We start from the raw sequence: 22,454 nt of genomic DNA, 5'->3' as shown, positions 1-22,454 counted from the left end.
CGTGGCCGTCGGACCGGGGCAGGTCGTGCTGCGCGAGCTGGGCCTGCACAACGTGCAGGCCATGGCCGCCGTGGCCTCCGACGACCTGGACAACCTCGCTGTGCGGGTGGCCGCGCGAGCGGTCTCAGCAGATCTGCGCGTGGCCATCCGGGCCCGTCACCACGCGGCCAACGCCGGGACCCAGTCGCTGTTCTGCGTGGACCGTCCACGTCCCCCCAGCCTGAGCGCCGCTTGCACGGTCGCGGGCCTCCCCGACTGAGCCCGCGTGGCGTACTCGCGCACGCCTGGCGGCTTCTGCTGCTCGGCAACGGGGGCCCCGGGGCGCCGAGGACCAAGCGAGGTTCTGGTCGACCCGGGGCGGAACGTTTGAGGAGTCAGCTCTCCAGGATGCGCACTATGGCGTCGTAGTCCTTGTAGCGGGCGTGTTCCAGCGCGGTCAGCCCCGCGGCATCGGGGATGTCGCGCTCGGCCCCAGCGGCGAGCAGGATACGGAGGATCTCCTGGTGGGCCTCCCCTCCGTCGCTGAGGACCACGGCTTCGAGGAGTGCAGTCCATCCGTAGTGGTTGACGTGGTTGACGTCGATGCCGGTCTGTACGACGCGCCGGATGTACTTGACGTGGCCGCGCTTGCTGGCCGGTATCAGAGAGACGCCGCCGAAGCGGTTCTCGACAGTGAGGTCCGGCTTGGCCGGCAGAAGCGCTTCCAGCATCGCGACGCTGCCGGTCGCCCCGGTGACCAGCCACGGGGTGTCGTGCTTGTCGTCCAGGGCGTTGGGGTCGGCACCCTGCGCCACCAGGAGTTCGGCCACGTCCACATGGTCGTTGGCTGCCGCCAGCAGGAGCGCTGTGCGTCCTCGCTCGTCCCGTACTTCGATGTCCGCACCGGTATCGAGCGCCGAGGCGATCACCTCTGCTCTGCCTGCACTTGCTGTGGCGAGCAGTTCCTCGTTCACACGCGTCATGTCATCCCCGGAGGGTGCTTCTGTCACTGTTCTCTCCCGTATTCGTTCCTGTTGCTGTCGTGCCGCTCTTCGCCTGGGCGCCTGAGAACCCGGCCGCCGGTTCACCGGGTCACGTCGATGTCGACTCCGAGTCCCTTCTCCCGGGCGGCGTCCACGACGAGGCGTGCTGCCGAGAGGTCTTGGATGCCGATGCCGACCGAGTTGAACAGCGTGATGTCCTGCGGGTTTCGGCGTGCGGGCTTGGCGCCGGTGATGACATCGCCGAGTTCGTCCGCGAGCTGGTGCTCGCTGATCCGGCTCTCGCGAAGCGGGATCAAGAGGGTGTCGGACTCGTTGAGCGCGACTGTCCGGTCGTCGACGACGATGCGGCAGCGGGCCACGGCATCGCTGTCGAGCTCACGAAAGCCCGGCCTCGGAGGGGCGCCGACGGCGTTGATGTGCATCCCTGCGCGCAGCCAGGCGCCCCGCACGAGGGGCTCCGGCGGGGGCGTGAGCGTACACAGCACGTCAGCGGTGCGTACGACATCCTCCGCAGAGCTGACCGCGGTCGCCTTGACCCCCAACTGTGCGCATTCCGCGGCGAGTTCGTCCGCAGCGGAACGGCGCCGCGCCCACAACACGACCTTCTTGATGGGGCGTACGCGGCGGATCGCGTCGATGTGCGTGCGCGCGAGGGCGCCGGCGCCTATGAGGCCCAGGGTGGACGAGTCCGGGTTCGACATGTGCCGGGTGGCCACCGCTGTTGCGGCTGCCGTACGAACCCGGGTGAGGGCGGCGCCGTCCAGGAGTGCTTCGCACCGGCCGGTGCAGCCATCGATCAGCAGGATCGTCGACTGCTGCCGCGGAGCCCCCGTCACCGCGTTGTCGGGGCAGTCGGTGAGGATCTTCGCGCCCGCGGTGGTCACGAGGCCGTTCGCGGCGATCATGGGCACCAGGAGGCCGTCGGAGTCCGGGAGCTGAACCGTCAGCCGTGGGGCCTGGACCGCTGAGCCCTCGGCCAGCGCGGCGTGCCCGGCCTCCACGGCGTCGATGACGGCATCGACGTCCAGCAGTTGAGCGATGTCGGATCGGCTCAGAATGAGCACGAGAAAGCTCCTCGGTACGAGTTGGGGCCGCCGCGCGAGACGGGGCGCGGGGAGGGGCGGGTGCGTCAGGCGAGGTCGGCCTTCGCGGTCTCCCGCTGCAGGGCCAGCCATCCGGCGGCGATCAGTGCCGCCCCGGCGACGTAATAGACGGGCGCGATCCTGGCCCCGGTCGAGGCGACGAGCCAGGTCGCGATGTACGGCGTGAACCCGCCGAAGACCGCACTCGCGACGTTGTAGCCGATCGCCATGCCGCTGGTGCGCGAAGAGGTGGGGAAGAACTCGGCCATCGTCGCGGCAGCGGGCCCGGTGTAGAGCGCCAGCATGGCTCCGACCGCCGCCACCACCAGGAACAGCACAACGAAGGGCGGCTCGTCCGAGAGCAAGCCGAACAGCGGGACCGGCACGACGACGAACGCGAGGCAGCCGGTCAACAGGACGGGCTTGCGGCCGAAACGGTCCGACAGTGCACCGCACACCGGGATCAGCGCCATGTGAACGACCATGGCCAGCGAGCTGATCCAGGTTCCCTGGCTCGCCGAGACCCCGAACTCCCGCTGCAGGAAGGTCGGCATGTACGTGAGGAAGAAGTAGAAGCCGACCGACCAGAACATTGTGAACACGAACGCACGCCAGACGGGCCGGAATCGGCCCATCGCAGGTCGGGCCGGCCGACTGGACTCGTCTGCCTGCGCCTCGACCAGGTCGCTGAACGCGGGAGTCTCCTCCGTGGTGCGGCGCAGCAGGTAGGCCAGCGGGGCGAGGCAGCCGGCGATGACGAATGGAATCCGCCAGCCCCACTCCTGCATCTGGCTCTCGCCGAGGACGCTGTAGCAGGTGGCGACGCTCAGGCTGCCGAGGAGCAGCCCGGCGACGGCTCCGGCCTGCATGAAGCTGCCGAAGAATCCGCGTCGTCCACGTGGGGCCCACTCGACCAGGTATGCGGCCGAGGTGGTGATCTCGCCGCCCGCCGAGAATCCCTGCAGCAGACGGAGAAGCACCAGCAGGGCGGGAGCCAGCACGCCGATCGTCGAGTAGCCGGGCAGCAGAGCGATACCCAGCGTTGCGCCTCCCATCAGGAGCAGGGTGACGAGGAGGACCTGGCGTCGGCCTCGACGGTCGCCCAGACGCCCGAAGACGACGGCGCCCGCGGGCCGCGCCAGGAAGCCGACGCCGAAAGCGGCGAACGATGCGAGGAGCGACACCGTCCGGTCGGCAGAGGGGAAGAATTCGGCGCCGAGGATCACGGCGAGGTAGGCGTAGACGCTGAAATCGAAGGTCTCCAGCGCGTTCCCGCTCGCACCGGACAGGACCGCCTTCCGGGAGGCGGGCCGATTCTGGGAAGTGGGATGTGGTGCCGTTGCCTGGGCCTGTCGGGGCTTCATGAGCCCTCCTTCACCGCAGTCGGGTTGGCTTGATTCGGCTCACAGTGGGTTGAGTGTCATGTGTAATACCTCACTGGTCAACCATTAGGACCGGGGAGAGGTTGGGCTGAAGGTCTCCCGCGCGACTTGCTACCTGCGTGCGTCCGAAGGGTCGGGGTGCCTGTCGATGTCGGTCTGTCGACTCTGGATGGGCGTCGATCGCGCATTGTTTGTGCAGATCAGCCGGAGAGATGGCTGATGTGGTGGCCGCCGCCTGGCAGGGGGCTCGGGTCCGTTCGGTATCGGCCGTGACGCCGGTCAGTCGTTGCGTCAACAGGCGAGTCCCTCGGCTCTATTTTGGTTGACCATTTTGACCTGGGGGTGATTGAGGGCGGCAGGTGCACCCAAGGGTTTTCCTCGCATCGGGCGTCGGTGGGCGGCCCGACTGCCACTGCGTGGGCATCGACAAGCCACAAGGCGTGAGGTGTAATACCTTACTGAGACTTCGATGGATGGAGAGAAATGACGACTGTCAGCGTCAACGCGCAGGAGATCCGTGAGGCCGTGTCGATGCCGGAGGCGATCGAGGCCGTTCGCCAGGGGTTCATCGACCTGGCCAACGGGGAGTTCGAGATGCCTACCCGCACGGTGCTGCGAGACGGCCAGTTCCTCTCGATGCCGGCCCACCACCGCCCCTCACGGTCCGCCATGATCAAAACGCTCAGCCTGAACTTCGAGCGCACGCCCGCCATCACCGGCACCATCGTGTGGAGCACCCTGGACCGGCTCGACCACCTGGTCGCCGACGCGGGTCCCGTCACCACGCTGCGCACCGGAGCCATCGTCGGCGTCGCCACCGATCTCCTCGCGGCCCCCGACGCCCACGAACTGACCCTCATCGGCGCCGGCGGCCAGGCGCCCGACCAGGTGCGCGCCGTTCACGCCGTGCGCCCGCTCACTCGCCTCACCGTGGTGGACGCCAACGCGGAGCGGGCCCGGGTGCTGGCCGACGCCATGCAGGCCGAGCTGGACGGGACGGAGGTCGTGACCGCCTCCGACGCGGCCACCGCCGTACGGGACGCCCAGATCGTCTGCTGTGCCACCACCGCGACCAGCCCGCTCTTCCCGGAGACGGCCCTGCCGGCCCAGGTCCACGTCAACGCCATCGGTGCCTTCCGGCCCACGATGCGCGAGCTGCCCGATGAACTGCTCGCGAACAGCAACGTCGTCATCGACGAACTCGACGCCATCCTGGAGGAGTCGGGCGAGATCATCCACGCACTGGAGGCCGGCGCCATCACGCGCGGCGACCTCACCGAGTTGGGGTCCGCGCTCCTCGCGCCGCCTTCCGACTTCGGCAAGCGCACCGTGTTCAAGTCGGTCGGCGTGGCCATGCAGGACTGGGCCATCGCGCGGCTGCTGGCGGACAAGTTCCTCGGCTGAGCGTCGACGCCCTCCAAGCCGGGCCTGCGAGACGACTCTGACCGTCCCCCGCTGTGTGAGCGGCTGCTGAAACTCCGCTCGGTTCAAGCGCCGTTGCCCGAGCGGTGTCCGGCCCCGGGCGCCCACACCCCAGGGGGCCCGGGGCGCTCAACTCCTGCCCACTTCCGTGCCGTTCGGAGATTGCCCTATGACGTAACTCGTCGGCGCGCGCTTCCCACCCGGCGAGCGGGTGGACGACGTAGTCAGAGTCGTCCATGACCTGGCGGCCAAGAGGCCTCGAACCGGCCCTGACGATCCTCGGGGAGTGCTGAGGATCGCCCCGCGTGGACGGCACCGCCAACTCACGTACAGCAAGGCGGACTTCCCATACTGCTCGGAAGGAACCACGATGACATCGAGAACCGCCTCCGCACCGAGACAAGGCCGCAAGGTCCTCCTGTCGAGCCTCATCGGCAGCACTGTCGAGTGGTACGAGTTCTTCGTCTACGGCACCGCTGCGTCCCTGGTCTTCAGCGACCTCTTCTTCCCCTCGGCTGACCCGCTCACCGGCACGCTGCTGTCCCTGTCCACGTTCGCCATCGCCTTCGTCGCCCGCCCCGTGGGCGGTGCGATCTTTGGGCACTTCGGCGACCGGCTCGGCCGTAAGTCGATGCTCGTGTTGACCCTGACGCTCATGGGCGGCGCGACCTTCGCCATCGGCCTGCTCCCCACGTACGAACAGATCGGTGTCGGCGCACCGTTGCTCCTCGTCCTCGTGCGGCTCGTGCAGGGGCTTTCCCTCGGCGGCGAGTACGGCGGGGCGGTTCTGATGAGCGTCGAGCACGCCGAACCGCACAAGCGCGGCCTGTACGGGGCGATCGTCAACACCGGTGTCGGCTGGGGCCTGTTGCTCGCCAACCTCATGTTCCTCGCACTCGCGCAACTGCCCGACGGGGCGTTCCGCAGCTGGGGCTGGCGCGTACCGTTCCTGCTCAGCGCCGTGCTCGTGGCGCTCGGCCTGTTCATCCGGATGAAGGTCGCCGAGTCGCCCGACTTCGCGCAGGTCAAGCGCAGCGGCGAGGTCGCCAAGGCCCCGCTCGTGCAGGTGCTGCGCCGCCACAGCGGTCTCGTGGCCCTCATGTGCCTGGCTTACGTCGCGACCGGTGCCGTCTTCTACATCGGCACCGTCTTCTCCCTCAGCTACGGCACCGACCACCTCGGCTTCGGCAAGAGCGCGATGCTCGGTGCGGTCATGGCCGCCACGGCACTCACGCTCGTCGCCATCCCGCTCTTCGGCCGCTGGTCCGACCGCTCCGAACGCTTCCGGAAGGGCCTCTTCCTTGCCGGGGTCGCGGGCATGGTCGTCCTTCCGTTTCCCTGGTTCGCCCTTTTGGACACGGGCAGTTACCCGCTCATGCTGGTCGGCTTCGCGCTCCTCTTCACGGCCTGGTCGGCGACGTACGCGGCGATGCCGACGTTCTTCGCCCGCGTCTTCCCCGTCGAGGTGCGCTACACAGGCCTGTCGGCCGGCTACACCCTCGGCACGGTGCTCGGCGGCGGCTTCGCCCCGATGATCGCGACGTACCTCCTCGACCGCACCGGCCACTGGTCGGCCATCGCCCTCTACCTGAGCCTGGCCGGCGTGATCTCCTTCGTCGCCGCCTGCTTCCTGCACGAACGTGCGGACGGCGAGCTGCTCCTGGACCAACGGCCCCGGCCGGTCAGTTCGTCGTGCCGCTGAAGAGCACCCACTCCCTTCGTGCCGGAGCCCGACATTCTCTACGGCACGCAGTAGCGCCGGGTCAGTGCCGGTACGGGGCCGGCTTGCCGGCGATGGTGACCCAGAGGTTCGGGTCGAAGTGGGACTGGGGAAGCAGCGTGACCATATAACGGGCGCTGCGTTCGACCTTGATACGCCACAGGCGAGCGGCTTCGTCACCGTCGCCGCTTCGGATCGCTTCGAAGATCGCGGCGTCCTCACGGGCGATGAGATCCGCAGCGGCGTCGGCGAAGTCGAGTTGCAGCACCGAGATGAACATCCGCAGTCGCATGGTGAGGCGCTGGAAGATCAGGCTCGCTTGGGGGAGGCCCGCCCTCCGCGCGATCGCGTCCTGGAAGCAGAGGTCGCTCTCCCCGATCCGGGCGTGGTCGCGCCGGGCCACGTCACGGACCTCGGTCAACGCAGCCTTCACCGGGCGGAGTTCGGACCGTTCCAGCATTGCGGCCCGGCGGATCACCATGGTGCCCAGCGCCGCCCGTACCGCGTACATGTCGAGGACGCTGGTGACGCCGACCGTGGGAACCGAAGCCCCGTGAGGGGGCAGTTGGTCGAGGACCCCTTCCTCTACGAGCACCCGCAACGCCCCGCGAACGGCTCTGCGGGAGATGCCCAGCCGGGACGCCAGGGGTGCCTCCTGTACCCGTTCTCCCGGCGGTGGCGGGCTGGTGAGAAGAGCGTCGCGCACAAGATCGACCTCCTGGCGGTCACCAGATGCTGAGGCATGCACGTCTGGGCCGGCCGCGCGCCGGATGTCGGCGTTGGCCGGGTTCCGCTGTCCGTGTTTCTGCTCTACTGAGTCTTTATTGAGTCGACTCCAGGTGAACGCGCCGGCATCGGGCGTCCAAGTGGCGGCCCAGGCGTGGAGCTCGCTCCGGAGTGCGGCCAACGAGGTTGCCAAGCCGGGCATGCTCTCGTGGCTGAGGAGCGGGTTGTTCGCCAGGATCGTCTCGATCTCGTCCAGCCACGACGAGCCGGCGGGGACGAGGTGCAGATGGAACCGCGGATGCTCTCGTACCCAACTCTGAAGGCCATGGAGCACAGCGTCCGGCTCGCAGGCGATGACCAGGTGCACTTCACGGCTGGGGGCGACGCATTGGTCCAAGTCCGCAAGGAACCTGCCGACTTCCCTTGCCGTATCGGGTGCTCGGTGGCTGCAGGTCTTGCCCCTCAGCAGGGCGAAGGCGTTGGTCACGGCGAGGAGATTCCGCGCTTCGAAGGCTCGACGGCCTGCGAGGGAAGCCGGCGCCGGCGCGGCGCCGGCTCTGCTGCGGTGGGTCGACGCGGGTGCTGTGGTGCGAGTGTCCGCGATGACCGCCAGGATGCGGGCAGGCGGCGCGAGCAACAGGCCGACGACATCACGGACTCTGACGGAACCCATGACCGCCCGGCGGAGTTCGGGCCGTGTTCGGCCGGGGCGCTCCTGGAGCCGGTGCGTGCTCCAGATGCGGTTCACCGTTGCCTGGCTGAGGTCGGTCTCGGAGGCCATGGACCGTGTCGACCATTCCCGCCGGCCGCCGGGAGGAGCGGCCAGCAGCTTCACCAGGATCTGCACGACCGTGTCGTCGTCCGCCTTGCGCGGCCGCCCGGAGCGGGGCCGCTCCATGAGCCCGTCGAGGCCCTCGGCCAGGAACCGGGACCGCCACTTGCCGACCGTCTGCCGGGAGACCCCCAGCCGCTCGGCCGTCTCCGCGTCGCTGCCGGACTGCTCGCATGCCAGCACGATCTGCGCGCGCTGCGTCAGGGCCCGTGCGCTGGTGCGGCTGCGGGCCCAACTCTCCAGAGTCGCCCGCTCGTCGAGCGTCAGCTCGACGGAGGGACCGTGAATCGCTGGTACGTCTTCCATGGTCTGGCAAGTGTAAAGAAATATATGAGTCATCCGGTCTGACCGAGGGGCTGGAGAGAGCGAGGCATTGTTGTCCGACATGCCGAGCCGGAGACTTCCTCGCAACCCGGCGCCAAGACGCCGCCGACGCCCACAAGGCACACCGAGTCCGTCTCCCGATTTGGCGCCACCCCTCAGCAGACACACACATGCAGGTCGCGTACCTCGCCGCCCTGGCACCCCGACTCACGACTCGGGGGCGGGCCCAGATGTGAGGCGGAGTTCTGTGTGCCCGGCTGAGCGGGTGGCGGACCTGACACCGCAGGAGCCCTTCCCGTGGACCAATCTCCATCGATCATCGACCAGCAGCCTTACGGTCGATTTCATCGCAAGCTGTTCTTCCTCTCCTCTGGTGGGCCGTTCCTCGACGGCTACATCCTCAGCATCATCGGTGTGGCCATCGCCGGGGCGGACAAGGACCTGGGGCTGACCACCTTCCTCGAAGGCATGGTGGGCGCTGCCGCCCTGGTCGGCGTGCTCGTCGGCGGGGTTGTCTTCGGCTGGCTCACCGACCGGGTCGGGCGGCAGGCCATGTACACGATCCACCTGGTCGTCCTCGTGGTGGCCTCGGCCCTGTCGCTCGGTGTGACCGAGGCGTGGCAGCTGATAGCCCTCCGCTTCGTCGCCGGGCTCGCCGTCGGGGCGGACCACACGATTGCCACCGCACTGCTCTCCGAGTGGCTGCCGTCGAACCGGCGCGGCCGCACCATGGGCGCTCTGGTCGCCATGTGGTTCGTCGGTGCGTCCGCGGCCTACCTCGTCGGATACGTGGTCGCCGCCACCGGAGGCGATGAGATGTGGCGCTGGGTCCTGGCAAGCGCCGCGGTGCCGGGTGTCGCGCTGCTGCTCGGCAGGCTCGGTACGCCCGAGTCTCCGCGCTGGCTGCTGAGCCACAACCGCCCCGAAGAGGCCCGCGAGGCCATCAACACGGCTTTCGGGCGCTACCCGACGGACGCGGAACTGACGCAGTTGGCGGAGAGCGAACCGCCGAAGAGCGCCCGGCTGAGCGAGCTCTTCAAGGGCGGCTACCTCGGACGCACCATGTTCGCCGGCGGCTTCTGGATGTGCCAGGTCGCACCCGCCTTCGCGATCTGGACGTTCTACCCGGTGATCCTCGGCGAGTACGGCTTCGAGCAGGGCAACACCGCCCTGCTGTGGTCCGTGGTGGTGAGCCTCGTGACACTGGCCGGGTGCCTGCCGGCGATCCGGTGGGTGGACACGTACGGGCGCAGGCCGGTGATCATCTGGACCTTCGCGGGAGTGGCCTTGTCCCTTGCGGCGCTTGGCCTGTATCCGGAAATGGCCGCCGCGCTCGCCATCACGATGTTCATCGTCAACGCGCTCTCGCTCGGCGGCGGCAACATCCTCCAGTACATCTATCCGACCGAGCTGTTCCCCACCCACATTCGCGCCTCGGCCATGGGCGTGGCCAGTTCCATCAGCCGGATCGGCGCGGCCGCCGGCACGTATCTTCTGCCGCTCGGCCTGGACACCATCGGCCTCGGCCCCTCGATGCTCGTCGGCGCCGGTATCGCGGCCGTCGGCATGGTCATGTGTGTCGCCTGGGCCCCCGAGACCAAGGGCAAGCCGCTGCACGAATCGGCCGCTGTCGGGCCACGGCACACGGCCACCGAGACCGTCAAGGTCCCGTAGCAGCACCGCAGTTCGTACCGCCGCCGCCCCGCGCCAGAGGCAGCAAAGGAAAGCAGTCACCATGTCTTTCAAGCGAATGATCCACGCGGTCGAGACGCACTCGGGTGAGCCGATGCGCGTCATCACCGGGGGAGTCCCCCACATCCCCGGCGACACCGTCCACGAGCAGATGAAGTGGCTCGAGGAGAACGACGATCAGCTGCGCAAGCTCATGCTGCGCGAGCCGCGGGGCTACCCGCCCCTGTGCTGCAACCTCATCGTTCCGCCCAAGCACCCGGAGGCCGCAGCCGGCTTCATCATCATGGAGCAGGTCGAGTACCCCGTGATGAGCGGCGGCAACACCATCGCCGTCGCCACAGTCCTCCTGGAGACCGGCATGGTCCCGATGCAGGAGCCCTGCACCGAGTTCAAGCTGGAGGCCCCGGCGGGACTCATCGGGATCAAGGCAGAGTGCCGCAACGGCAAAGTGAAGGAAGTGACGTTCGAAAACGTCCCCGCCTTCGCCGCGCACCTCGACGCGGAGATCGACGTTCCCGAACTCGGCAAGGTGACCGTAGATGTCGGCTGGGGTGGCATGTTCTACGTCATCGCGGACGTGCGCCAGTTCGAGGGGCTGGAGCTCGTACCGTCCCACGGTCGGGAGATCACCCGCGTCTCCTCGCTGATCCTCCGCGCCGCGCAGGACCAGTTGCCGGTCGCGCACCCCGACTACCCGGGCATCGGCATCACCATCTCCCAACTCTCCGGCCCCACGCGCAATCCGGCCGCCGACATGAGGAACGCGGTGACGGTGGCGAGCGGGCCGGTGGACTTCGCGGACCCGGCGACGTGGACGGGCTCGGTCGATCGCTGCCCGTGCGGCACCGGCACGTCCGCACGGATGGCCACCCTGCACGCCAAGGGCGAACTGAAGCTCAACCAGCCCTTCCGCCACGAAGGCGTCCTCGGCACGGTCTACACCGGCGAACTTGTCCGAGAGGTGCAGGTCGGGCCCTACCCCGGGGTTGTGCCGACCATCGGCGGACAGGCCTGGATCTCCGGGTACAGCACCCATGTACTCGACCCGGACGATCCGTTCGTCGACGGATTCCGGATCGGCGACATCTGGGCCTGAGCCCGGGTGCCGTGGGACTCGCTCAGGCCCGCACGCCCGGATCACCCAAGTACGTCCCGTACGAGGGAGATCCGGGCGCACGCCGAGAGGACGTTCCCCGCGGAGCTCTTCGACTAACCCTGGGACCTGGACGCCGGCGCCGTCCGCAGGGTGGGCGTCATCCGCAACTGACCGGCGAGACACCCCTCCTCGCTGGACGAGGCTGTGTGTTTCCGGGACCGCCAAATCCCCTTGGTGCAGCAAGTGCCGTACGCCTGGCCGAAGTTCGAGTGCGAGCATGCGGGGCGCGTCGGGTCAAGGGGTGTCGGCAAGGGCGCTGTCCCTGGCTCGGCGCGCGGTCTGTCGGTCGGTGGCGAGGATGCTGCGCACCTCGTGGGCGGCGGAGAGGCCGGAGGAGATCGCCGTCTCGGTGTAGAGCGTCCCGAGGTAGTCGCCGGCCAGGAACACGCGGCCACCGCGCCGGGTCAGCGCGGGCTGGAGTTTCGCCCGTCCGGGAAAGCAGTACGGGGCCCCGGTCGGGAAGCGCTGCACTTCCGCCTCGACGACGTGCTCGGGGAAGCCGGGGAGGACCTGGTCGAGGTCGTCGAGGTAGATGCGGCGGATGGTGTCGTCGTCGTGATCGACCAGCCCGCGGGCGAGGGAGCCGGGGGAGAACGTCATCAGGCTGCTGCCGCGCTGCCGTTCGCGTTCGTGGCCGCGGACGATGTTCGACATGTTGAGCACCACGTTGAAGGACCGCTTGGGGGTGGCGATGGCGTACGCGTCGTCCCACTGCCGTCGCCCCCTCTCGTCGGACAGGAACGCTGCGCTCACGTAGGGCCCGTACACCACCTGGGACAGGGCCCCGCGGACCTCGGGGTCGAGGTCGACGGCGACGCGGTGCGCGGCCGTCGCAGGGGTGGCGAGGACGACGGCACGGGCCTCCACCTCCTGGTCGACGCCATTCTCGCAGTAGCGGACGACGACGGAGTTCTTCCTGTGCACGACCTCGTCGACGTGGGCCTCGAGCCGCAGATTCTCGCCGAGGGAGGCGGCGATCGATTCCGTGAGCGTGGAGGGGCCTCCGACGATGCTCTTCGTGAGGCCGCCGCCGATGCCCCAGACCAGGCTGAAGTAGCCGACGCCCGCGCCTGCGGACAACTGGTCGATGTCGGCCGCGGAGCGTGTGACCGTGGGCTCGAAGAGGGCTTGGGTGTCGGCGGGGACGTCGCCGATGAAGTCCTTGAAGGAGCAGTCGTTGAGGAAGTCGTAGATCCGCTGCTGCCGTTCGGCGGCCGTCTCGCCCTTGCGCTGCCCGACGATACGCGCGTACCGCGCCACCGACAGGGCGACCTTGGCCCCGGTCTTCACCATCCCGATCCGCGCCTGCAGCGTCATCGGGATGCGGAACGGGTACGTCTCCACGCGGCCCTTGATGATCGTCTTGCCGTTCATCGAGAGGCCGGACAACGAACCGGGCACGTCGATCGCCTCGACACCGGTGCTGTTCAGGAGCCAACCGGTCGCGGAATTTCCGCCCGCGTAGACGTGGCCGCCCCAGTTGAGGAAGTACGGTCCGCGCCGCTCGGAGCGGATACGTCCGCCGACCCGGCCCTCGGACTCCAGGAGCAGTGTGTCCCAGTGGCGCAGACGCCACGCGGCGGAGAGGCCGGCGATGCCACCGCCGACGATGACCACGTCCTTCATGGGGAATTCCCCTTCCTCAACGCTGAGACCGTGTGCGGTGAGGTGCTCGATCAACTGAGGGGGGAGCCCGGACACGGCGGGAAGAGTCGGGTCGAGCCGGAGAGCGAGAGGTGCTGGGCGGCGGACGCGACTGCCCCTCACAGTAGGATCTGATCACAGATCACTCAAGGGTTGGGGGGAAATACATGCATCGGATTCACGGTGGCCGCGTGACCGCCCGAGGAGCAGAGCAGAGCGGCGCGACTGGCCGCCGACAAGACCGCACTGCCTATGATTCAGCCGTGAATATGAAGCGCGTGGAGCCGTCCCCGTCCATGGCCGACCGAGTGTACGAAGTGCTTCACGAGGCCATCACGAGCGGGCAGTTCCCCGTCGGCTACCGCCTGCGCATCCGCGACCTCGCCGCCGAGGTGGGCACCAGCGAGATGCCGGTGCGTGAGGCCATCCGGCGCCTGGAGGAGGCCGGCTTCGCCGAGCGTGTCCCACACCGTGGCTCCGTGGTCAAGGGGCTCCAGCTCACCGAGCTCGCCCACGTCTACGACGTACGGCGACTCCTCGAGGTGGAGGCGGCTCGCTCCGGCGCTCGGCGGATCGAAGCCGAGCGCATCGCGGCCATGCAAGAGGAGCTGGGGGAGCTGCGCCGGGCCGTCGCCGACGGCGACGTGACTGCCTACCTGGACAGCGACGAGGCGCTTCTCTCGGTGCTCTACGAGGCTTCCGGCAACCCGGTACTGCTGAGCACCATCAGCACGTTGTGGCAGCACTGCCGCGCGTACAAGACGGTTGGTGCGCGTGCGTCCATCGACAAGCCCGGCGATGAGCTGTGGCACTACCAGGAGCGTCTGGTCGCGGCCGTGGAGGCGCAGGACGCAGAAGCCGCGGCTGCACTGACCGAGGAGTCGCTGGTCAAGGCCACCGATCGGATCCGGGCGCAGCTTCAGGCGCCGAAGTAGGGCGGGGAACGACGGAAGGGGGCGCCCGACCTCCGGCGGGCACCCCCTTGGGGGGACGGAACGGGCGGGAGGCCGCCACCCGATCCGTCCCTGCTTTCGGTCGGGCCGGGAGGCGGCCCTGACGGGGAGCTTCAGGCTGCCGGCTCGGTCTCCCTGACCTTGTTCTCGGTCCAGTAGTCGGCACCGCCGATGCCCAGGCGCTCCGGGTCGAAGACGGGGTCGAGCCCGTCACGCCGCTGCCGGTCGTAGTCGCGGATCACCTTGCGTACGACCGGGGTGAGGAGCAGGACGCAGCCCATGTTCAGCCAGCCGATGAGGCCGTAGCCGATGTCGCCCGCTGCCCACATGGTCTCGGCGCTGATCACGGTGCCGACGAAGCTGATGCCCAGGGCGCCGGCCTTCAGGACACCCTCAAGGGCGCGGTTGCGGCGCTCGCCGAGCAGGAACACCAGGTTGGTCGAGGCGACGTAGAAGAAGAACACCTGTGAGGTGAACGCGAACAGCAGGATCGCAATGGCGACGAAGACCGAGCCCCAGCCCGGAAGGCCTGTGTCGATGGCCTCCTGCATGAAGTTCGGGCCGGCGACGGTGCCCGGGACGTTGTTGACGAGGAAGCCGCCGGCCGGGTCCTTCACGTGGTAGGCGCCGGTGATGACGATCATCAAGCCGCTCGCCATGCAGATCAGCAGGATGTCGATGTAGATGCTGAAGGCCTGGATGATGCCCTGCTTGCCGGGGTGCGTGGTGCGGGCGGCGGCGGAGGCGAACGTGCCCTCACCCAGGCCGAGTGCCGAGGCGAACACGGCACGGCGCACACCCCAGGCCACGGCGTAGCCGATCAGTCCCCCGAACAACTGGTCCGTTCCCATGGCGCTGGAGACGATGAGCACCGCGGCCTCGGGCACCTTCTCCAGGTTGAGCGAGATCACGACGACGGCCGTCAGCACGTAGCCGAGCGACATGAACGGAACGACGGCCTGCGCCACGTTCACGATGCGGCGGGTGCCGCCGAGGATGACGACCGCGAGGACGGCGGTGACGGCGAGGCCGGTCATCCACGGTTCGAGGCCGAAGGCCAACTCGGCACTGGAACCGATGTTGTTGGCCTGGATGCCGGGAAAGACGAAGCCGTAGCCGATCAGCGTCACCACGGCCACGACCGCGGCCAGCGTCGGAGCCTTCAGGCCGTACTTGATGTAGTACGGCATCCCGCCGCGGTCCTCGCCCTGGATCCGGCGCTTGTAGACCTGGGCCAGGACGGCCTCGGCGTACGCACAGGTGGAGCCGACGAGCGCGGTGATCGCCATCCACAGGATCGCGCCCGGCCCACCGGCGGCCACGGCGGTGGCGACACCCGCGATGCTGCCGACGCCGACGCGGCTGGCGAGGGTCAGCGCAAGGGTCTGGAACGAGGAGAGCCCGCCGTCGCCGGACTTGCTGGACCTCAGTTGGTTGATCATGTCCGGCAGGCGGCGGAATTGCACGCCCTTGGTGAGCAGGGTGAAGAAGACCCCGATACCCAAGGCGAAGTAGGCCATCGGATCCCAGATCCAACCGCTGATGGTGGAGAGCGTTTCCATGTCGAAGACTCCGGCGTTCTGGACGTCCGGCAGGACGGGACCGGCCTGGGGAGGTGGGGCACCACCCACCGGCCTGGTGTGAGAGCGGGGCCGGGGAGAGTGCGCCCTTGGCGGTGCGCATGGGGCGCGAGAAGGCAGGCAGGGACGGATTCACATGCCTGGGGCAGCTGGTGGCTGCCGCTCGACTTCTGCGGAACCCTAGGTTGTGATCTCTGATCACACAAGACCTTGCGCAGTGACCGGGCAGTTGCATTCGGTGCTGCGCGATGGTCGAGGTCGGATGCGCCTCGCTTCGCGTATCCGTGAAAGGTCTTGCCGTGCAGGGGAGTTGGCCCTGGAGGCCGGCTCAGCCGAGTTCTGCGTCTGCCGCCTCGGCCCGATCACGTGTACTTGCCGTGCCGGCTGGGTGCCACTGCTGCCCGGTGGGCGTGGTCAGTGCGGTGCGCCCCGTACGGCTTCTCGGTGCAGATGCGGGCGGCCCGCCAACGTTGCCCACAGGTGCGGAGCCACGTCGTCCTCCGGGAGTTGGGCGATCATGAATCGGACGCAGCGTTCGATCTTGACGCGCCACAGCCGTGCCGCCTCGTTGCCGTCGGCGTTGCGCAGGGCGTCGTGAATCGCGCCGTCCTCATTGGCGATGGTGTCGCAGGCGTGGCTGTAGTCCATGTCCAGGAGGGTGACGAACATGCGCAACCTGGCCGTCAGGCGCTCGAAGGTGTGGGCAGCCTGCGGCAGGTCCGCGATCCGGGCCAAGGCGTCCTGGTAGCGCAGGTCCACCTCGCGGATGCGGATATGGTCCCCGTTGTCGGCGGCGCCGCGCACCTCGGCCAGCGCCTTTGAGGCCGGGGCGAGTTGACCGATCCCGAGCATGGCGACGCGCCGGATGAGCAGTGCGCCGAGGCTGGCGCGCAGAGCGTAGAGGTCGAGGACGTCCTTCGGCGTGACGGTCGGCATGGCGGTGGCGCCGCTCGGGAGCAGGTCGAGCATGCCTTCGTCGGCCAGTGCCCGCAGGCCGGTGCGGACGACGCGGCGCGGCACGCCGAGGCGGGTGGCGAGCGGGGTCTCCCGTACGCGTTCACCGGGTACGTGGTGCCCGTCGAGCAGCGCCTCCCGCAGGGCGCCCACGACCGGGTCCGTGGTGACAGGGGCTCCTGGGGTGGCATCCGTGGCTGTGACCTGGGGCACCATGGGAGCGGTGGGCACCTCGTGTGTGCGCGATTCCCAAACGTTCGAGTCACTGTCAGGCATGCAGATAACAGGGGCGTCGTACGGCGGTCGTGGTGCGGAGATCCGGGTGAAGGGGGCGGCCGAGCGGGTCCAGGTGGTCGACCAGGTCAGCAACTCGTCGCGCAGCCGGGGAAGTTCGTGCGCAGCCTCGTTCGGCGGCTGGACTTCAGGCGAGAGGATGCGCAGCGCTTCGCCGGTCCACGCGGCGAGGCTGGGCGTGCAGTGCCAGCGGATGCGTGGAGTCCCGGTCGCGTCCGACCGCTCGGCCGCCTCGTACGCCGAGCCGGGGGCCTCGGTCGGCACACCGTGGGCCAGCAGGTGCACGACGGCGCTCGAGCTCGCCCGCGCCCTGGCCTGATCGACGAACGTGTGGAGTGCGCGGCGGTCTGCCTCCGACAGTTCCTGGGGGTGCTGCCCGCCCCGCAGCTCCGCGAACGCTCCGGCCACCGCGAGGACATGCGGTACGTCCCGGTCCGGGCCGAACAGCCGGGTCACAGCGGTCGCGGGCGTGCTGCCGTCGCCGCCAGACGTCCCGTTCTTGATCGTCACGGCAAGCACGCACAGGGGCGGCGCGACGAACAGGCCGACCACCTCCTCCGCCCGGCCCGGCAGGGACCAGGTACGGCGTGGCGCAGCCCCGTCGCGGGCCCCTGGACGGATGCCGTACGTACGCCAGATGCGGCTGACCGTGCTCTGGCTCAGACCGGTCTCGGCCGCCATGGAGCGTGTGGACCACGTCTCCCGTGGTCCCGGTGGCGGTGTGAGGGTGCGCACGAGGACGTGCGCGGTGGTGTCGTCGTCGGCCGCGGGCGGGCGGCCGGGGCGTGCTTGTTCGTCGAGGCCGTCGAGGCGGTCGGCGAGGAAGCGGCCGCGCCACTTGCCGACCATGCCGCGCGAGATGCCGAGCCGCTCGGCCACTGCTGTGTTGGTGGGTTCGTCCGCGCAGGCGAGTACGATCCGCGCGCGTAGCGCCCGCGCCTGCGAGCAGGTGCGGCTACGGGTCCAAAGGAGCAGCGTGGCCCTCTCGTCCTCGGTCAGGACCACGGCGTCGCGGGGTCGGCCGGCCATGCCTCCAACTGTAGGCGATGTTTTGAATCAGCGACCCTCTACCGGTGGATGCCGGCTCGAGGGCATTGTTGGCCGCCCTTCGCCTTCACATACTTCGTGTCATCCGGCGGCCACGCTGAAGGCGCCCTCAAGACACTCCGAGTACGCCTCTCCCGCATCGCCTCGGCGCCGTCCGTCCGGAGCGACAGGAACAAGCGCGGTTGACCCGTGAGCTCCCGCCTGGCCGTCCACTTCGGTGCACGGCGGCAGCGGCGGCACATGGAGAGCACCGCGTTCCAGGCCGGACACCACCCTCCGACGGAGGCCTGTTCGAGCCTGCACGACCCACATCAACCTCGATCTGGACCGGAACCGATCCCCCGTACGGCGGACCCGGCACCGCCCCCGGAGGCTGTGATGACTGCATCTGCAGGAAACAGAGTGGATGACGCGCCCCTGTCGCGCTTCCACAAGAAACTGGCTCTGTACTCGTCCGGGGGGCCGTTCCTTGACGGTTATGTGCTGAGCATCATCGGTGTCGCGATGGTGCAGATCACGCCGCAGCTTCAACTCTCCGACTCTGCACAGGGGTTGATCGGTGCGTCCGCCCTCATCGGCATCTTCCTCGGTGCGTTCGTGGGGGGCTGGCTGACCGACAAGTTCGGGCGTCAACTCCTGTACACCATCGATCTGGTGGCGATCATCGTCTGTTCCGTGGCGCAGTTCTGGGCGACGGATCCGGTGTGGCTGTTCGTGTTGCGTCTGTTGATCGGTATGGCGGTCGGTGCGGACTATCCGATCGCGACGTCGCTGCTGGCTGAGTTCACGCCCCGCAAGTACCGCGGTCCGCTGCTCGGCGGCCTGGTCGTGATGTGGTTTGTCGGTGCGGCTACGGCGTACATCGTCGGCGAGGTGTTGCTGTCCTACGGCGGTGACGACGCCTGGCGTTGGATGCTCGCCAGCGCGACCCTGCCCGCCACGGTCATCGTGCTACTGCGTCACGGCACGCCCGAGTCCCCGCGCTGGCTGGCCAAGGAGGGCCGCACCCAGGAAGCGGAGGCCGTCATCAAGCAGGTCTACGGGCCGGATGCCGGCCTCGCCGATCTGCCCGAGGAAGAGCGTGAGAACGTCGACCTGAAGGCGATCCTGCGCTCGGGCTACGGCGGCCGGATGCTGTACATCACCGTCTTCTGGACCTGCTCCGTCGTCCCGCTCTTCGCGATCTACGCCTTTGGGCCGAAGATCCTTGACGCGCTGCACCTGGAGGGCGGGCTCGGCAACATCGGCGAGGCGCTGATCACGGTCATGTTCCTGATCGGCTGCATCGTGGCCCTGGTGATGGTCAACCGCATCGGCCGGCGTCCGCTGGTCATCCACAGCTTCGTCTGGTCCGGCGCTGCCCTGCTCCTCCTCGGCCTGTTCCCCGACGCGCCCTCGACCGTCGTGATGGCGCTGTTCGCCCTGTACGCGATCATCATCGGCGGCACGCAGATCCTGCAGTGGATCTACCCCAACGAATTGTTCCCGACCGAAGTGCGCGGCTCCGCCGTCGGGTTGGCCTCGTCAGCCAGCCGCATCGGCGCCGCCGTCGGCACCTACCTCGTACCGCTCGCGCTGACCGGCTGGGGCATCGGCGGGACGATGCTCGCCGCCTCCGCGATCAGCCTGATCGGCGCGCTGGTCTCCATGATCTGGGCGCCCGAGACCCGCGGCCTGGCCCTCCACGAGGCCGCTTCCCTTGAGCCCCGCGTCCGCAGGGAATCCGCCGTCAGTCCTGCTGAGGCCTGACCGATCGGACGTGCCATGACCGAGACAGACCGAGGAGGTAGGGGATGACCGCCGACGACCCGCTGATGGCACCCTTCGTCCTGAAGAGTTTGACCCTGCGCAATCGCATCGTCAGCACGTCGCACGAGCCCGCGTACAGCGAGGACGGTCTGCCCAAGGACAGGTACCGCGCGTACCACGTCGAAAAGGCACGCGGCGGGGTCGGACTGACCATGATCGGCGGCAGCGCCCTGGTCAGCCGGGACAGTGCGCCCGCGTTCGGCAACCTGCAGCTGTGGAAGGACGAGTCCGAGTCCTGGCTGCGCAAACTCGCCGACGAGGTGCACGACCAGGGCACGGCCGTGATGACCCAGCTCACCCACCTCGGCCACCGCACCAGCAACTACACGGACAACTGGATTCCCGCCGTCTCGGCGAGCAACGTCCGTGAACCCGCCCACCGCGCGTTCACCAGGGCCGCCGAGCAGTGGGACCTCGACCGGGTGCTTCAGGACTTCGTCGACGTGGCCCAGCGCTGCAAGTCGGCGGGCCTTGACGGCATCGAGCTGATGACCTGGGGTCACTTCCTCGACGCGTTCTGGACCCCGTTCTGGAACCACCGCGACGACGAGTACGGCGGCTCGTACGAGAACCGCATGCGATACCCGCTCCAGGTCATCCGCGCCGTGCGGGAAGCGGTGGGCCCGGACTTCGTCGTCGGTGCGCGCATGACCTTCGACGAGGAGCGCGAGGGTGGACTGGAGACCGACGAAGCACTGCGCATCGCCCAGGACATCACCACGGCGGGCATCGACTTCATCAGCCTGATCAAGGGCTCCATCGGAACCGACGCGGACCTCGCACGCGCCATCCCTCCGATGGCCACCCCGGCCTCACCGCACCTGGAGTTCGCCGGGCAGATCAAGAAGCAGCTGTCGGTGCCCGTCATGCACGCCGCCAAAATCGGTGACGTCGCCACCGCGCGGTACGCCGTGGCGGAGGGGCTGCTCGACCTCGTCGGTATGACGCGGGCCCTGATGGCCGACCCGGAGCTGCCGAACAAGGTCAGGGACGGGCACACCGACCGTATCCGTCCCTGCGTCGGCGCCAACATGTGCATCGACGGCATCTACACCTCGGGTGCTGCGTACTGCATGCACAACCCTTCCACGGGGCGGGAGTTGGAGGTGCCGCAGCGCATCGCGAAGGCGGACACGCGCAAGAGCGTGGCCGTCGTCGGCGCCGGGCCTGCCGGCCTGGAGGCGGCCCGCGTCCTCGCCGAACGCGGCCACGAAGTCCACCTCTTCGAGGCCGGCTGCCAGGCGGGCGGCCAGCTGCTTCTCGCCTCCAAGGCCCCGCGCCGCCGCGACCTGCGCGGCATCGTCGACTGGCGTACGCAAGAGCTGGCTCGCCTGGGCGTGCCGGTGCACCTGAATTCGTACGTGGACAGGGCGGCCCTCCTCGACGGGGCCTGGGACGTGGTGATCGTCGCGACCGGTGGAACCCCCACGGCGCCGCGCATTCCGGGCGCCGAGATGGTCCACGACACGTGGGACATCCTGGCCGGAGCGTGGCAGCCGCGCGGCCACGTTCTTGTGTACGACGACCACGGCGGCAACCAGGCACTCGACGCGGTGGAGGCCCTGGTACGCGGCGGAGCGACCGTCGAGCTCGTCACGCCGGAACGGACGATGTCGCCCGACGTCGGGTCGCTCACCGCATCCGGATATGTCAACTCCCTTGCGGAGAACGGCGTCACGACCACGGTCCTGCGACGCCTGCACGGAGTCGCGAAGTGCGGGCAAGGCCTGGAAGCGGAGTTCGGGGTGGACGGCTTCCCGCACCGCGAGCACCGTACCTTCGACGCGGTCGTCGCCGAGATGGGCACCGATCCGGTCCAGGAGCTCTACGACGAGCTGCTCGACGTGTCCACCAACCAGGGCGCCGTCGACCTGAACGCACTCCTGGCCTGTGAGCCCCAGGCCCTCGTACACAATGAACAGGGCGCGTTCCAGCTGTTCCGGATCGGCGACGCGGTGGCGAGCCGGAACGTGCACGCGGCGATGCTCGACGCAGCTCGCCTCTGCCGGGCCATCTGACGTGTATCGGACCGGGGCCGGCGAGGCATTCGTTTACGTGGCGCGGTCGAAGCCGGGCGTGTGTCCGGCCGTCGGTCCTCGGTCACGGCTCGGCGAGCGCCACCGCGGTCCTCGCGGACGACCACAACGGCGAGGGGTGCGACCGGGGTTCGGCCCGGGCCTGCCACCAGAGGCCCTAGCTCCGCTGTTCCCTCAGCTGTGCCTTGATGCGGCCGATCGCGCTCGCCAACGATTCGCGCGTCGCCGCGGCCGCCGCCTCGGCGTCGCCCGCCTCGACTGCCTGCACCAGGCGTTCCTGGTGACGCCACAGCGCGTCGTCGGCGGGCTTGGCGAGTGCGGAACGGGCGCCGACCGTCTTGTAGGCGCGGCACTGCCCCCACAGGGCGCGCACCGTCTCGACCAGGACCGGATTGCCGGAGGCTTTGTAGAGGACGTCGAGGAGGGCCTCGTCTCGGTCGAGGTATTCCATCACTCCGCCGTCCGCTATGGCCTCGCGCATTCTCGCCAGGCCCTCCTGCATCTCGGCGATGCCCGCCTTGTCGATGCGCAGGGCGCCGAGCCGCGTGGCCTCGACCTCGAGGAGGAGACGTACGTCGTAGGCGTGCACCAGCTCGGTGAGGTCAAGGCCCTTCACCACGGAACCCCGATGCTGGACGCGCTCGGCGAAGCCTGCCTCCTCCAGGCGGCGGATCGCTTCGCGTACGGGCATCTCGCTCGTGCCGACCAGGGCCGCGAGATCGCGGATGCGCAGGCGATAGCCGACGGGGAACTCCCCGCTCATGATCGACTCGTGCAGCACCGCGTACACACGGTCGGCCATGGAGGGAGCTGGTTCC

General features: G+C 68.8%; 16 protein-coding genes. 8 read left to right on the top strand and 8 right to left on the bottom strand.

All coding sequences use genetic code 11. The annotated features are described in order from the left end of the window. Nucleotide 1: 1 nt before the first annotated feature. Nucleotides 2-259, top strand: a complete 258-nt coding sequence (locus ACIDOF_RS27765) for a hypothetical protein (protein WP_409008855.1) — start codon at nt 2-4, stop codon at nt 257-259. Nucleotides 260-374: 115 nt separating this feature from the next. On the opposite strand, the gene ACIDOF_RS27760 is transcribed toward ACIDOF_RS27765, so the two are convergent. The 3 genes from ACIDOF_RS27760 to ACIDOF_RS27750 form a co-directional block, all read right to left on the bottom strand. Continuing rightward, nucleotides 375-962 carry an ankyrin repeat domain-containing protein gene (locus tag ACIDOF_RS27760; protein WP_409008854.1) on the bottom strand — a complete coding sequence of 196 codons (588 nt, stop codon included), beginning with the start codon at nt 960-962 and terminating at the stop codon, nt 375-377. A 101-nt stretch (nt 963-1,063) separates the two neighbouring features. Continuing rightward, the gene (locus ACIDOF_RS27755; protein ID WP_409008853.1) at nt 1,064-2,047 is read right to left on the bottom strand and encodes an ornithine cyclodeaminase family protein; all 984 of its coding nucleotides are present in this window, start codon (nt 2,045-2,047) and stop codon (nt 1,064-1,066) included. A 65-nt stretch (nt 2,048-2,112) separates the two neighbouring features. Further along, entirely contained in the window at nt 2,113-3,429 is a 1,317-nt protein-coding gene (locus ACIDOF_RS27750; RefSeq protein WP_409008852.1) for an MFS transporter, read from the bottom strand. Nucleotides 3,430-3,930: 501 nt separating this feature from the next. On the opposite strand from ACIDOF_RS27750, the gene ACIDOF_RS27745 reads away from it, so the two are divergent. After that, complete coding sequence (locus tag ACIDOF_RS27745) at nt 3,931-4,851, top strand: ornithine cyclodeaminase family protein (RefSeq protein ID WP_409008851.1); 921 nt, start codon at nt 3,931-3,933, stop codon at nt 4,849-4,851. Nucleotides 4,852-5,239: 388 nt separating this feature from the next. Then, entirely contained in the window at nt 5,240-6,571 is a 1,332-nt protein-coding gene (locus tag ACIDOF_RS27740) for an MFS transporter (RefSeq protein WP_409008850.1), read from the top strand. 61 nt (nt 6,572-6,632) lie between these two features. On the opposite strand, the gene ACIDOF_RS27735 is transcribed toward ACIDOF_RS27740, so the two are convergent. Then, on the bottom strand, nt 6,633-8,453 hold the full coding sequence (locus ACIDOF_RS27735) for an IS630 family transposase (protein ID WP_409008849.1): 1,821 nt from the start codon (nt 8,451-8,453) through the stop codon (nt 6,633-6,635). Between the two features lie 315 nt (nt 8,454-8,768). Between ACIDOF_RS27735 and ACIDOF_RS27730 the strand changes: the two genes are divergently transcribed. Further along, a complete protein-coding gene (locus ACIDOF_RS27730; RefSeq protein WP_409008848.1) occupies nt 8,769-10,145 on the top strand; it encodes an MFS transporter in 1,377 nt (458 codons plus the stop codon). A gap of 61 nt (nt 10,146-10,206) precedes the next feature. Next, nucleotides 10,207-11,259: a proline racemase family protein gene (locus ACIDOF_RS27725; RefSeq protein ID WP_409008847.1), complete on the top strand. Its 1,053-nt coding sequence runs from the start codon at nt 10,207-10,209 to the stop codon at nt 11,257-11,259. Between the two features lie 294 nt (nt 11,260-11,553). Here ACIDOF_RS27725 and ACIDOF_RS27720 read toward each other — a convergent pair whose 3' ends face one another. Continuing rightward, nucleotides 11,554-12,945: a protoporphyrinogen/coproporphyrinogen oxidase gene (locus tag ACIDOF_RS27720; RefSeq protein WP_409008846.1), complete on the bottom strand. Its 1,392-nt coding sequence runs from the start codon at nt 12,943-12,945 to the stop codon at nt 11,554-11,556. 287 nt (nt 12,946-13,232) lie between these two features. On the opposite strand from ACIDOF_RS27720, the gene ACIDOF_RS27715 reads away from it, so the two are divergent. After that, complete coding sequence (locus ACIDOF_RS27715; protein WP_409008940.1) at nt 13,233-13,898, top strand: GntR family transcriptional regulator; 666 nt, start codon at nt 13,233-13,235, stop codon at nt 13,896-13,898. A gap of 131 nt (nt 13,899-14,029) precedes the next feature. On the opposite strand, the gene ACIDOF_RS27710 is transcribed toward ACIDOF_RS27715, so the two are convergent. After that, complete coding sequence (locus tag ACIDOF_RS27710) at nt 14,030-15,478, bottom strand: alanine/glycine:cation symporter family protein (RefSeq protein WP_409008845.1); 1,449 nt, start codon at nt 15,476-15,478, stop codon at nt 14,030-14,032. Between the two features lie 432 nt (nt 15,479-15,910). After that, on the bottom strand, nt 15,911-17,773 hold the full coding sequence (locus ACIDOF_RS27705; RefSeq protein WP_409008844.1) for a helix-turn-helix domain-containing protein: 1,863 nt from the start codon (nt 17,771-17,773) through the stop codon (nt 15,911-15,913). 420 nt (nt 17,774-18,193) lie between these two features. Between ACIDOF_RS27705 and ACIDOF_RS27700 the strand changes: the two genes are divergently transcribed. Next, nucleotides 18,194-19,540, top strand: a complete 1,347-nt coding sequence (locus tag ACIDOF_RS27700) for an MFS transporter (RefSeq protein ID WP_409008843.1) — start codon at nt 18,194-18,196, stop codon at nt 19,538-19,540. Nucleotides 19,541-19,584: 44 nt separating this feature from the next. Beyond that, the gene (locus ACIDOF_RS27695) at nt 19,585-21,618 is read left to right on the top strand and encodes an FAD-dependent oxidoreductase (RefSeq protein ID WP_409008842.1); all 2,034 of its coding nucleotides are present in this window, start codon (nt 19,585-19,587) and stop codon (nt 21,616-21,618) included. A gap of 175 nt (nt 21,619-21,793) precedes the next feature. On the opposite strand, the gene ACIDOF_RS27690 is transcribed toward ACIDOF_RS27695, so the two are convergent. Then, the gene (locus ACIDOF_RS27690) at nt 21,794-22,438 is read right to left on the bottom strand and encodes a GntR family transcriptional regulator (protein WP_409008841.1); all 645 of its coding nucleotides are present in this window, start codon (nt 22,436-22,438) and stop codon (nt 21,794-21,796) included. Nucleotides 22,439-22,454: the final 16 nt, after the last annotated feature.

The organism is Streptomyces sp. Da 82-17, assembly GCF_046098215.1.
In the GTDB taxonomy this organism is placed as follows: domain Bacteria; phylum Actinomycetota; class Actinomycetes; order Streptomycetales; family Streptomycetaceae; genus Streptomyces.
Note: the sequence above shows the minus strand (reverse complement) of the source record. Positions and strands in the feature narration are given on the sequence as shown.